This window comes from Gemmatimonadaceae bacterium, assembly GCA_019637445.1.
GTDB lineage: Bacteria > Gemmatimonadota > Gemmatimonadetes > Gemmatimonadales > Gemmatimonadaceae > Pseudogemmatithrix.
In genome coordinates this window covers 591,500-603,649 of record JAHBVS010000001.1, presented here as the reverse complement: position 1 = coordinate 603,649, position 12,150 = coordinate 591,500, and the positions used below count along the sequence as shown (strand labels likewise).

Annotated in this window: 11 protein-coding genes and 1 tRNA gene; 10 read left to right on the top strand and 2 right to left on the bottom strand. The window is 68.2% G+C overall.

What is annotated here, in order from left to right; all coding sequences use genetic code 11:
• The first annotated feature begins 321 nt into the window (after positions 1-321).
• From KF709_02880 to KF709_02860, 5 genes are all read left to right on the top strand, one after another.
• Positions 322-714, top strand: coding sequence for a DUF3631 domain-containing protein (locus tag KF709_02880; GenBank protein MBX3173324.1), 393 nt, complete (start codon positions 322-324; stop codon positions 712-714).
• 60 nt (positions 715-774) lie between these two features.
• Positions 775-847 (top strand) — tRNA-Lys (locus KF709_02875).
• A gap of 2 nt (positions 848-849) precedes the next feature.
• Entirely contained in the window at positions 850-1,824 is a 975-nt protein-coding gene (locus KF709_02870) for a hypothetical protein (GenBank protein MBX3173323.1), read from the top strand.
• Between the two features lie 34 nt (positions 1,825-1,858).
• Positions 1,859-2,305: a hypothetical protein gene (locus KF709_02865; protein MBX3173322.1), complete on the top strand. Its 447-nt coding sequence runs from the start codon at positions 1,859-1,861 to the stop codon at positions 2,303-2,305.
• Between the two features lie 115 nt (positions 2,306-2,420).
• A complete protein-coding gene (locus KF709_02860) occupies positions 2,421-4,268 on the top strand; it encodes a hypothetical protein (protein ID MBX3173321.1) in 1,848 nt (615 codons plus the stop codon).
• On the opposite strand, the gene KF709_02855 is transcribed toward KF709_02860, so the two are convergent.
• Positions 4,265-5,380: an asparaginase gene (locus tag KF709_02855; protein ID MBX3173320.1), complete on the bottom strand. Its 1,116-nt coding sequence runs from the start codon at positions 5,378-5,380 to the stop codon at positions 4,265-4,267. The genes KF709_02860 and KF709_02855 overlap by 4 nt on opposite strands.
• A gap of 133 nt (positions 5,381-5,513) precedes the next feature.
• On the opposite strand from KF709_02855, the gene KF709_02850 reads away from it, so the two are divergent.
• Both KF709_02850 and KF709_02845 read left to right on the top strand, forming a co-directional pair.
• Positions 5,514-6,173: a response regulator transcription factor gene (locus tag KF709_02850; GenBank protein ID MBX3173319.1), complete on the top strand. Its 660-nt coding sequence runs from the start codon at positions 5,514-5,516 to the stop codon at positions 6,171-6,173.
• Positions 6,174-6,234: 61 nt separating this feature from the next.
• Positions 6,235-8,076, top strand: a complete 1,842-nt coding sequence (locus KF709_02845) for a PAS domain S-box protein (protein ID MBX3173318.1) — start codon at positions 6,235-6,237, stop codon at positions 8,074-8,076.
• On the opposite strand, the gene KF709_02840 is transcribed toward KF709_02845, so the two are convergent.
• Complete coding sequence (locus KF709_02840; protein ID MBX3173317.1) at positions 8,057-9,217, bottom strand: glycosyltransferase family 1 protein; 1,161 nt, start codon at positions 9,215-9,217, stop codon at positions 8,057-8,059. The two genes, KF709_02845 and KF709_02840, sit on opposite strands and share 20 nt — an antisense overlap.
• A 203-nt stretch (positions 9,218-9,420) precedes the next feature.
• Here KF709_02840 and KF709_02835 point away from each other — a divergent pair, with 203 nt between their 5' ends.
• From KF709_02835 to KF709_02825, 3 genes are all read left to right on the top strand, one after another.
• Positions 9,421-10,269, top strand: coding sequence for an alkaline phosphatase family protein (locus KF709_02835; GenBank protein MBX3173316.1), 849 nt, complete (start codon positions 9,421-9,423; stop codon positions 10,267-10,269).
• Between the two features lie 84 nt (positions 10,270-10,353).
• Complete coding sequence (locus KF709_02830; protein ID MBX3173315.1) at positions 10,354-10,869, top strand: phosphatase PAP2 family protein; 516 nt, start codon at positions 10,354-10,356, stop codon at positions 10,867-10,869.
• Positions 10,869-12,050 (top strand): glycosyltransferase family 1 protein, encoded by a 1,182-nt coding sequence (locus tag KF709_02825; GenBank protein MBX3173314.1) that lies wholly within the window; start codon positions 10,869-10,871, stop codon positions 12,048-12,050. The genes KF709_02830 and KF709_02825 overlap by 1 nt, the downstream gene beginning before the upstream one ends.
• Positions 12,051-12,150: the final 100 nt, after the last annotated feature.

Sequence of the window (12,150 nt, the reverse complement as noted above, 5' to 3'; positions counted from 1 at the left end):
TACACGATGAGTTCCGAACCTCGGGTATTCTTGCGGCCGTCTCGCCGGAGTAGCGCTGTGGTACGTCAACGTTCTTCTCGGTGCTTTCACAGCTAGTCCCGCGACATCTCCCGACATCGAATGTCACGCCAGCAGTGGTCTTCCGGGCCGATAGTTCGAGTCATCCAGCGCTGCTTTTGGATGAGATGGATACTTACCTCGAAGGGCGCGGGGAACTCGTGGGCATTCTGCCAAGCGGACACACACGTGAAGTGGCCACGGCGTCTCGGAGTAGGCCCACAGCCTCGACCCCAAGCACTTTTCGCTTGGAGCCCGACGATCTTGGCCAGGATTCGTACGCTCCCGCCGACCATTGAAGATCGATCCATCGTAATCTCACTTCGGCGAAAGCTGCCAACGGAAGGTACCGCGAAGCTTACGTCCCACGCAGTATCAGAACCGCGCATCCTCCATCGCAAGGTTGCGCGCTGGGAGGACGACATCAGACCCCGACTGTCCAAGGTGGAGCCCAAAGCGTCGTCAAACGTGATCGACAGGGCCGCCGACAACTGGTGGCCTCTATTTGCCGTTGCTCAGCTGGCGGGTCCTAGGTGGGCGACCGAGGCGCGCAGGTTCGCGGCCGTGAAAATTAACTGCCGAGGCGCCGGAGAAGCCGGGCCGATTCAGACTAGATTAAGTAGCATCTGCCACAGCTTCTGGCACAGATCGACTTAGCTCGGTTCTCAGGTGAAGAGCGCGTGCCGTTTGTTGTCGCTGGACATAAGCTTTTTTTCCGACCCGGTAGCTCAGCCGGTAGAGCAACGGACTTTTAATCCGCAGGTCGTGGGTTCGATCCCCACCCGGGTCACTATGAAGAACCGACTACAGGTCGCGCGGCGCGTCCTCGCCATCTCTATCCTCGTCGCGCCGCACTTGATCAGTGCCCAGCAGCGCGCCGACACGGCCTTCCGGCCCGTCGTTACCCCGCCGGCATACGCGGCCAGCTCCGGCCCGCGCCTCTGCCTCGACGAGGCCCACTACAACTTCCACACGCTCGACGGCCGCTTCCATAGCTTCGGCGCGCTTGCCACCCGCGACGGTTATCGCGTGCGGCCCTCGCGCGCTGCCTTCACCGCGGCTGTGCTCGCCGAGTGCGACCTGCTGGTCATCTCCAACGCGCAGCCAAACGACGAGCCGTGGACGACGTATCCGCAGCCGACGCCGTCGGCGTTCACGGATGCGGAGATCGCCGCGGTGCTGCGCTGGGTGCAGGGTGGCGGATCGCTGCTGCTGATTGCCGATCACATGCCGCTGGCGGGCGCGGCAAAGCGACTGGCCGCCGCGTTTGGAGCGGCGTTCACTGACGGCTTCGCCTACGCGCCCTGGGGCACGGACTCACCGCGCGATGCGCGCGCGCTCGCCGAGCGAAACCCAGCAGTGTTCGTGCGCGAGAATGGATCACTGCGCGGCCACGCAATCACCGACGGCGCCGGACAGCACCGCATCACGCAGGTGCGCACGTTCACGGGGCAGGCCTTCCGCTGGGACCGACCCGGCGTGGCACCGCTGCTCGTGCTGCCGCCCGACTTCGTCTCGCTCGAGCCCCGCATCGCCTGGCAGTTCGAGGACGACACGCCGATACGCCAAGTCGGCGGATGGCTGCAGGGTGCGGTGCGCCAGGAAGGGCGGGGGCGCGTGGCAATGTTCGGCGAGGCTGCCATGTTCAGCGCGCAGCGCGCGGGCCCCGGCGAGGGGCGGCCAATGGGAATGAACGCGCCGATGGCCGAGCAGAACGCGCAGTTTGCCCTGAATCTGCTGGCCTGGCTCGTGGACCGGACACCTTGACGCCAGATACCCTATGGGGGTATAGTCCACCGCTATGAACCGCGCTGTCCGCCGCCTCCGCGTGCGCCGTGCCATTCCTGCCCTGCTGGCCTGGGTGAGTTTGGTGCTGCTCCCGACGCGTGTCCTGGCGGATTGTCCCATGCTGAGCGCGGAGGCGACGCCGGCGCAGGCGCCGGCGCCGGTCGCGGAGTCGCACGATCACGCGGCACACGCGGCACACGCGGCACACGCCGAACAGACGCCAGCCGAGGTCGGCGGAGCCGGCGAGGCTGCAATCCCCAGCGCGCCGGATGGTAGCAGTCACCACGCACCGGTCCACGGCAGCTGTCCCGACATCGCGCACTGCGCCGTTGCCGCGCTTGCCGCGGCACCGCCGCGGCCCCTGAGCCCCGGCCTTGGCCCAATCAGCGACCTCCGCCTCGAGCCGACGGCGCCGGCGGCGCCCGCACTGGCGATCGACACACCGCCTCCGCGCGACTGAAGTCCTCCGGTTGCCGCGACTCGGCGACCTCATTGACAGCCGCGGTCCTGTCTCGCGTTCGCACACGACTGTGCTGGGCGCCCCGCGGTGGGACTTCATCAAAATCGCACAGCCAATGCACAAGTCAGTCATCCCCGCCTTCGCCGTGGCGTTCCTCGCGTCCACGGCATCGGCCCAGTCGGATTTCTACAACACGGACCGCGGCCGCCCGCTTGCGGTCGAGGACGCGGTGGTCGTGGAGCGCCGCGCCATCGAGCTGCAGGCCGTTCCACTGCGCGTCGAGCGCGTACTGCCCGGCTTCACCAGTTGGGGCATCGCGCCGGAGTTGGCCTTCGGCCTGCTGCCGCGGACCCAGTTGGAGATCGCCGTTCCGATGCTCTTCGCGGATGACGCCCTCAGCGGGCGCCGGCTCTCCGGCGCCGCGGGTGTCGAGGTCGAGCTGCTGCACCAGTTGAACACCGAGACGCAGTTCTGGCCATTCCTCGCGGTTGGCGCTGGTGTGCACGTGCCCGCCGGACCGTTTGCGCCGGCGCGCACGCTGACCTCGCTGCGCGCCTTGGCGACACGCACGCTGCCCTGGGGCCGCGTGCATCTCAACGCCAACTACACGCCGGGTGATGCGTTCACGGCGGGCGAGGAAGGCGCCGAGGAGCCGCGCTGGATGGCGGGCCTCGCGATGGACCGCACCTTCCCGCTACACCAGACGTTGATTGGCTTCGACGTGACCGCGCAGGAGTCGTTGCTCGATGACGGTGAGGTTGAATGGCGCGCCGGACTCGGATTGCGTCGGCAGGTGAGCTCTCGGCTCGCGGCGGACATCGGCGTGTTTCGCAGACTCTCCACGGGACTTCCCGGCTGGGGCCTGACCTTCGGTGGCGCCTACGCGTTTGCGCGGCCCATCAAGAGCGCGCCGCGACCTACGGGCGTGCAGGTGCGCCCCACGGGCTCGCAGTGGAGCACCGTCTATGAGCAGTTCTACCTCCAGGCGCCGCACAACTTCTACTTCCGCCGCCAATATCCCGCGGCCGACCGGCTGTTCAACGCCTTTGACTATGGCCACGCGATCCTCTACGAGATGCTGTGGACGCGTCCAGAGCAGGCTGTGCAGCTCCTCGAACAGGCCGAGTACGCGAACCTCACCGAGAAGATCCTGAACCGGCCGCCGCGACTCCCCGCCGTGGAGGACGCCATTGAGCCGATGTACACGCGCTTGGCGCCCGAGGCCAAGGCGATGTTCGAGTGGGCGCACCTGCTGCACCGCCAGGTCTACGACGTGCTCGCCGACGAGCGCCTGAGTCAGGAGGAGAAGGACGCCGAGATGGCACGGCTCGAGGCGTACTACTTCACGCGCCGCGACTTGGCCTACAGCCGGCATCCCAAAACGATGGCGCTGATGCAGGAGCAGCCGTACTCGCTGGCCTTCCGGCAGAACTTCCCGAAGTTCAACGGGCTGATCTGGGCCTACCACTGGCTGCAGGTGGGGCTCTACGAACCGTTGATGACGGGCACGAACGTCACCGAGCGGCAGATGGGCGTGGCGGCGACGGTCGCCCGCTTCCGCCAGATGATGGTGAACGGACCCGAGAACTATCCGCACGTGATGCCGATGACGGCGGCAGTGGCGCCGGAGTTTGCCAAGCGCTATCCGACCCTCGCCGTTGTCTTCGACAACCTGCACTCGATGCACGACGTCATCAGCGACATCCTCGCCAACCCGAACGTGCCGCGCGACGCCAAGCGCGCGGAGATCCTCAAGGCCGCCAGCGCATATCGCGATGACACGACCGAGATCATGAGTGTCGAGGGTTGGTTGCGCATGACCGCGATGATGGGCGTGCACAACATGGGTGGCCCGGCCGTCGGATTCCTACCGGCGCTTCCGACCCCGACCGTGCCGCGCGGCTTCGTGATGCGGCACGACAAGGACGGCAACATGATCGGCGAGCACGACCACCACGACTAGTACTCGCGGTAGTAGCGCTGGATCTCGCGTGGATCCCGCGTGCGGGTGAGCGCGAGCATCAACAGGATGCGGGCTTTCTGCGGCGTGAGGTGCTGGGCGCTCACCATTGGTGGTGCGGCCAGCTCTTCCGCCCGCAGGGAGTCCGCTTCCGTCTTTGCGGCGGCGAAGAGGGAATCGATGTTCATCGTGGTTGGGGCGCGCTGGCGCGTGCCGTTCACGTTGTCGCCGGAGGGGAACACCTCGACCACCACCACGCCGTCGCGGCGCAATCGGCGATAGGCCCGCGACTCGTCACGCGTAAACCCGGTGGTGGTGACCACCACGCCGGCCGGGGTCTGGTCGAAGGCCGGGCCGCGCCCGCCAGGATACGAGAATGTCAGCGCCACATCCGGAAGTGAGTCCATCTGGCGCAGGTCGAACTCGCTGCGCGCGCCGTGCCGACGCACCGGTGCGAAGAAGAACTGTGGTCCGTCTGAGGCGACGACGCCCAGCAGCCCCATATCGCCGCCCTCGAAGCCGCCGACGCGCTGGTAGTGCTTCCGCACCTCGCGAGCGGAGAGAATGCGGTCGTCCATCACGACCATCACGCCCTTGCCCACGGCGGCCGTGTCGGCGGCCGTGCGCACCGCTGCCAGCAGGTTGATCGGACCGTCCGGACTGATGCCCGTCGCCGGTCGCTGAGCGCCTACTACCACGACGGGTCGCTCGCTGCGCACCGACAGGTAGAGGAAGAACGCCGTCTCCTCGAGCCGGTCGGTGCCGTGGGTAACCACCACCCCTGCGAGCCGCGGATCCTCGACGAACGCCGCGTCGATGCGCTTCGACAACGCCACCCACTGTGCGGGCGTGATGAAGGGGCTGGCCACATTGGAGAACTGTTCGTACCGAACCTCGGCAAAGCGCTTCAGCTCGGGCACCGAGGCCACGACCTGTTCGGCCGTCAGCGTTCCCGCGCGGTAGCCGCCCAATGTGCCCGGGGCATCCTGCACGCCGGCAATTGTCCCACCGGTAGCCACCAGCAGCACCCGGGGCAGGGAATCAGACGCTTGCTGCGCCCGAACGGTCGAGAGGGCCAACACCTGTACGGCGAGCAGCCAGCGGAGAGTCTTCACGGGTCACGGCGTCTGATGTGGAGGGCTATCCAGCGCCTCCCAACCTAACCAAAATGGCCTGTAGGGGATTCCCCTAATGAAAATCCGACAGGGCCTTATGGTTGCTGCGGGTCCCCGAGGTGAGACTACGCCCATGAGCGACGACCTCATTCGCGTCATCCTTGCCGACGACCACAGCGTCGTCCGTGCCGGCCTCAAGGCTGTGCTCGGCGCCGCGAAGGACATGCACGTCGTGGGGGAGGCCAGCAGCGGCCCAGAGGCGGTCGCGATGGCAGAGCGCCTGAAGCCTCACGTGGTGATCATGGACCTCTCGATTGGCGAGGTGGACGGCGGGCAGGCCACCAAGATGCTGATCGAGAAGGGCATTCCTTCCAAGGTGCTCATTCTCACGATGCACCCAGAGGAGGAGTACCTGGTGCCGATGCTTGAGGTGGGCGCCAGTGGGTTCCTCCCCAAGACCGCGGCGGACAAGGAGCTCCTGGACGCGGTGCGCACGGTGGCCCGCGGCGAGGTGTACGTGCGCGCGGAGGCGGCGCGCATCCTGGCCAAGGGCTACCAGCGCAAGGACCCGATGCACGAGGACCGCGCGCGCTACGAGCGGCTGACGGAACGCGAGCGCGACGTCCTCCGGATGACCGCGCAGGGCTACAGCGCGCCGGAGATTGGCGAACGGCTGTTCATCTCGCCAAAGACGGTGGACACCTACAAGCAGCGGATCCAGGACAAGCTCGGGCTGAGCCATCGTCACGAGTACGTGCAGTTCGCGCTGCGGCTGGGCTTGCTGCACGCCTAGGCCCCGCGAATCACGGCGCCCGCCTCCCACGGAGGCGGGCGCCGTTTCATATTTTCGCGCGATGCTCTCCTCCGAAGCCAAGCTTCGTTACGTCGTCGGTGCCGGCGTGCTCGCCATCAGTGCCGTAGGCGCAGTGGCGGTACTTGCCACACGCTGGGCATTGGCCGGCCGCAGTGACAGTCCCGCGCTCAACCTCGCGCAGGCCCTCGTCACCATCCTGGTCATCCTCGCGCTGGTGCTCGCTTGGTTCGCGTATGCGAGCCTGCACGATGACCTGGAGCGGCGCGAGCGCGTGGAGGCCGCGCTGCGCGCCTCGGAGGCCAAGTTTGCGGGCATCCTCGAGATCGCGGCGGACGCCATCATCTCAGTGGATGAGCGCCAGCGGATCCTGCACTTCAACTCTGGCGCCGAGCGCATCTTCGGGTGGACGGCCGAGGAGGCCATCGGACGTGAGTTGTCCTTTCTGCTGCCGAAGCGGCACCGCGACAACCACGCGGAGCACGTGGCCGGATTTGGTCGCTCCGGCGACCGCTCGCGGCAGATGGGCGCGCGGCGCGCCATCTCGGGCGTACGACGCGATGGCTCGGAGTTTCCCGCCGAGGCCTCGATCTCCAAGCTCGTCGTAGCCGGCGGCGAGCACATCTACACGGTGTTGCTGCGCGACATCAGTGAGCGCCGCCTGCGCGACGAATCGCAGCGGCAGCTCACGCACGCGCTGGCGGTGCTGGGTGAGACGCTGGACGTCGCCGCCACGGAACGTTCAATCTGTGACCTGCCGCTCGGGTGGCTGGGTGACGGCGCCTTTCTCGACGTCATGACGGGCGGCGACGCGCTTCGCCGGGTTCCGGCGCGCCCCGGCGATCCGGCGCTGGCGGCCGCACTCGGGCGCGTCGCCGAGCGACCGCTGACGCTCGACTCGCCGTCGCGCGTGGTGGACGTGTTGCGCCACGGGCGCTCCGAGCTCGTGGGGAACGTGGACGCTGAATGGATCGAGGCGCATAGCGCGGACGCCGACGAACTCGAGCGGATGCAGGCCTTGGGCGCGCGCGCCCTGCTGATGCTGCCGCTCGTGGCGCGTGAGCACGTGCTGGGTGTGTTGACGATCTTTCGCTCCGTCCATCCGCGCGCCTTCACGGAGCAGGACGTGCTGATTGCCGAGGAACTCGCGTTGCGCGCGGCCTTTGCCCTCGACAACGCACGACTCTACGACACGGCGCAGCAGGCCACCATCGCCCGTGACCACGCGCTGGGCGTGGTCTCGCACGACCTCCGCAATCCCATCTCGGCCATCGGGATGTGCGCACGGGCGCTGCTCGCCAGCACCGATGCCGATGATGCCGAGCGCCGAGAGCTGGTGCGCACGATCATGGACTCCACCGAGCTCACACAGCGGATGATCCGCGATCTACTGGACGTTGCGAGCATCGAGGTCGGGCGACTGGCGGTTGAGCGGCGCCACGTCGCGCCGCGGGCGGTGCTGGACCGCGCCGACGAGATGTTCCGCCGCGATGCCGCCGACCGTGGTGTGGTGCTCGAGTTCTCCGCCGCCTCTGCCCTTCCCCCGATGATCGGGGACGAGGAACGCCTGGTGCAGGTCCTCGCGAACCTCTTGGGCAACGCGCTGAGATTCAGCGAGCGCGGGGGACGCGTGTCCGTGTTGGCGGAGAGGCACGGCGAGGAGATCGAGTTCGCGGTGCACGACAATGGGCCGGGCATTCCCGACGGCGAGCTCGGCCGGATCTTCGAGCGCTACTGGACGGTGCGTCGCAACGCACCCAAGGGCGGCACGGGACTCGGGTTGGCGATCGCCCGCGGCATTGTCGAAGCGCACGGAGGGCGGCTCTGGGCGGAGAGCACGCTCGGGAGCGGGAGCACCTTCCGCTTCACCGTCCCGACCGCGTGAGTACCTCGCGGTAGCTGGCGTCCAGCCGATCGAGTTCCTGTTCCCAGGTCCGGCGCTCGGCCGTGGCCCGTGCGCCTTCGCGCAGCTTCAGTAGCAGGGGCTGGTCTTGCACCAAGCGGCCCATCGCCGCAGCGCAGGCCGCTGCATCCAACGGCGGATAGGCGAGACCGTTCACTTCGTGTCGCAGATGGTCCGCAACGCCCCCAGCCGGTGCGGCGACGACTGGTGTCCCGGCCGCCATCGCCTCCAACACGACAAGGCCGAGCGTTTCCGTGGTGCTCGCAAAGATGAACGCGTCCGCCGAGGCATAGAGCGCCGGCAACTCCCGGTTGCGGTCGAGGTTGCCGAGAAAGGTCACCGACTTTGGCGCGCGCGCCTTGAGCCCCGGCAGGCTTGGCCCCGCACCGGCGACGACGAGACGCACGCGGTCCGAGCCGAGCTCGGCTTCCAGCTTGCCAAAGGCATCCAGTAGGATGTCGACGCCCTTCTCCGGCGCGAGTCGCCCCACGTGCAGGAAGGTGAAGGCGTCGCCGAGGCTGAGGCGCTGGCGAAGGGTGAGGGAGCGCTTCGAGGGATGGAACAGCACGTCATCGACGCCGCGACCCCAGACCTCAACGTCCTTCAGCCCGAGCGCGAGCAGGTCCTCGCGCGCCGGTGCCGAGGGCGTGAAGATGCGCGAAGCGTTGGCGTGGAAGCGTCGGATCCAGGCGGTGACCGGCTTCCGCAGGAATGGCAGGCCGTAGGAGGCCGTGTACTTGGCGAAGTCCGTGTGGTAGGACGTCGTCACGGGAATGCCGTCGCGCATCGCCGCGGACTGTCCGAGTCGGCCGATCATGAACTCCGTCGCCGAGTGGAGCAGGTCGGGCTTGAAGCGGGCGACGACGTCGCGGACCTTGCCGCGCTGCGGGGCCGCCAGCCGGATGTCGGGATACGTCGGCATTGGGACCGAGGCGATTTCCGTCACCGGCGCCTCGTTCATCCCGGACTCGAAGATGCGCGGCGCTTCCTCGGGGTAGCGGGGGGCGATGACTTCCACATTCCAGCCGCGGCGCATCAGGCCCGTGACCGAGAGGGCGGTGACGACGCTCACGCCGTTGACCTGCGGCGGATAGGTGTCGGAGCAAAAAAGGATGCGTGGCACGAGCGAAAGATGCGCGGAGAGGTCACTGAATGGTGACGGGGTGGTCACGAGTCTCCTACGGCGCCGCGCCCCGCGCGCCCTGGCCCGTGACGACACGCGAGTGGGAGCGTGACGCAGGCGGGACGCGGGCGTGATGGTGCCGTCGCCGCGGCGTGGGAGCTTGCTCGTCGAAGAGACGAATGCCTTCCACGTCCGAGGAACCAATGTTGCGAGAGACCCCAGTACGCCGCGTCATCGTGGTCGTCCTCGACGGCCTGCGGCCCGATGCCATCCCCCGCTTTGGCCTGCACCACATCGGCGGCTTGGTCCAGCGCGGTGCGGGCACGATGCTCGGGCGCACGGTGTCACCGAGCGTGACGGCCTGCGCGATGGCCTCGCTGTTCACGGGCGCGGCGCCCGAGCGCCACGGACTGCAGAGTGAGCGCTTTCACCTGCCGCGAGCCACGGGGCAGATCGATCCGCTGCCGCGGCTGCTCGCGGCGCACGGTTTGCCGACGCAGGCCTTCTTGCGTCGGATGCCGCTGCTCTTCGTTGGCATCGCGCATCAGATCGCCAAGCGCCTCGGGGTCACGAAGCCGACGTTCCGCGGCGAGACCTGCCAGGAGATCCTGGATCACGCGACGCCCGCCCTGCGCAGCCAGGCGGCGGGCCTTCTGCTGATGCATTGGCCTGACTGCGATCGCATCGGACACGAGCACGGCTGGATGTCGGAGCCGTACGCGGAGGCCGCGCGGCAGATGGACGCCGCGATGGGACGGCTGCTGGCCGCGCTGGATCTGCAGGACCCGGGCACCCTCTTGATTGCCCTCGCGGACCACGGCGGCGGCGGCGCGGTGAAGGACCACCACAATAGCGAGCACCCGCTGGACCGGACGATTCCCATTGTCCTCGCGGGCGGCGCGGTGCGTCGGGGCGACCTTCCGGCGGGCACCTCGTTGCTCGATGTGCCGGCGACCATTGCCTGGGCCTTGGGGCTGCCGATTCCCGACAGTTTCGCCGGTCGGCCGCTGAGGGCGGCATTGGAGGCCATGCCCCTCGTCGCGGCGGCCTAAAGCGCCGTTACACAAGCGTTTCCATACCGACGGTTCCCCCTTACAGGGCTCCCCGACCTTTCCTCCATGCTAATGCGAGCTCCCTTGCTCACCCGCCTCGACGCCCGAGACCGCGCGCTGTTCCTGCGCTGGGTCATCGGCGAGCAGACGCCCAAGCGCGTGACACGCGCCTGGCGCCTGCTCACGCACGTCGGTGGCGCTCGCATGACGATACTGGCGGTGCTGCTGCCGATGCTCTTCGCGCCGGCGGGGCTGCAACTGGTGGCCATCAAGGCGGCCTGGGCACTGACGCTCTCACACCTGATCGTCCAGGTGATCAAGCGCAACGTGCTGCGCGAGCGGCCTTCGGTGCGGGTGATCGGCAGCACCCACGTGGTGGTGCCGGACAAGTTCTCCTTCCCCAGCGGCCACTCCTGCTCGGTGATGAGCGTGGCCTTCGTGTACGCGGCGGCCTTCCCGGTGCTCTCGTGGCCACTGCTGCTGCTCTCGGCGCTCGTGGGTTGGTCACGCGTGCGGCTCGGCGTGCACTACCCTGGCGATGTGCTGGCGGGCCAGGCGATTGCCATCGCGACTGGCATCGCGGTCTTGCTGCTCTGGTGATGACCGGCGCTGCTGCGGGCCGGGACCTTAGCGGTCTCCGGCTCGCGCTCTTCACCGACACCTTCGCCCCCCAGCTCAACGGCGTCACACGGACGCTGGAGCGGCTGGTGCAGGCCATCGAGGCGCGGGGCGGGGCGGTGCAGGTACACACCGTCGCTGACCCAGGTGCGGTCGAGGAGCCGCAGGTTCGACGCTGGGAGAGCACGTCGTTCTGGGCCTATCCGCAACTGCGCATCGCTTTGCCTTCGCGGCGCCAGGTCTTGCAGGCCGTGGCCGAGTGGGAGCCGACGCTGATCCACGCGACCACGCCGTTTGGTGTGGGACTGGCGGGTCGGCACGCGGCGCGCACGCTGGGTGTCCCGCTCGTGACCTCGTACCACACGTCATTTGCGGACTATCTCCGGCACTACCACCTGCAGGCGCTCGACGCGGTGGCCTGGCCGTACCTGCGATGGTTCCACAACAGCGGGCAGCGCACCTTCGCGCCGTCGGGCGCGGTGGCCGACGAGCTGCGCGCGCATCGCTTCGAGAGCGTCCGCATCTGGGGCCGTGGTTTGGATCCGCTGCGGTTCCATCCGCGTTTCCGCACCGACGTGATGCGTGCGGCGATGGGTGCGGGCACGCGGGATCTCGTGGTCGCGTACGTCGGGCGTCTGGCCCCCGAGAAGGGCGTGCGCGTGGCGATGGCCGCGATGCAGCGGGTGATGCGGGATCGCCCACACGTGCGCTTCGCCGTGGCCGGTGATGGTCCCGATGAACTCACCTGCCGCAAACTCGCGCCGGCCGGGACTTGGTTCGCCGGCGCACTGCACGGTGAGGCACTCTCGAGCTTCTACGCCTCGGCGGACATCCTCGTGTTTCCCTCAACCACCGAGACCTTCGGCAATGTCGTGCTCGAGGCGATGGGCGCCGGCGTCCCGGTGGTCGCGCCGGACGCTGGCGCGACCCTCGAGCTCGCGTCGCGGGAATCCGGCGCGCTCTTCCGCGGTGGCGATTCCGGATCTCTGGCTAGCGCGGTCGAGTCATTGCTCGATGATCCCGCCCGCCGCCGTGCGATGTCCGATGCCGGCCTGCGGATCGCGGCCGCGCGCAGTTGGGACGCCATCTGGGATGGCCTGTTCGGGGAGTATCTCGCCTTGAGTGCATCCGGCGACGGCCGGGCCATGGCCCGCGTGGCGTAACCCAGGTCACCGGCGCCGCCGCCACGCACTGCGGCGCGCGGCGGCGTCCGTTTCGCGGCCACAGTCCCAATCGTCCAGCTTAAGCGCGCGAGTGCAAGCA

Bases quoted from the DNA above. Each gene is read 5' to 3' on its own strand.
- KF709_02870 (MBX3173323.1), top strand. From the start codon at position 850: ATGAAGAACCGACTACAGGTCGCGCGGCGCGTCCTCGCCATCTCTATC.
- KF709_02865 (MBX3173322.1), top strand. From the start codon at position 1,859: ATGAACCGCGCTGTCCGCCGCCTCCGCGTGCGCCGTGCCATTCCTGCC.
- KF709_02860 (MBX3173321.1), top strand. From the start codon at position 2,421: ATGCACAAGTCAGTCATCCCCGCCTTCGCCGTGGCGTTCCTCGCGTCC.
- KF709_02850 (MBX3173319.1), top strand. From the start codon at position 5,514: ATGAGCGACGACCTCATTCGCGTCATCCTTGCCGACGACCACAGCGTC.
- KF709_02845 (MBX3173318.1), top strand. From the start codon at position 6,235: ATGCTCTCCTCCGAAGCCAAGCTTCGTTACGTCGTCGGTGCCGGCGTG.
- KF709_02835 (MBX3173316.1), top strand. From the start codon at position 9,421: ATGTTGCGAGAGACCCCAGTACGCCGCGTCATCGTGGTCGTCCTCGAC.
- KF709_02825 (MBX3173314.1), top strand. From the start codon at position 10,869: ATGACCGGCGCTGCTGCGGGCCGGGACCTTAGCGGTCTCCGGCTCGCG.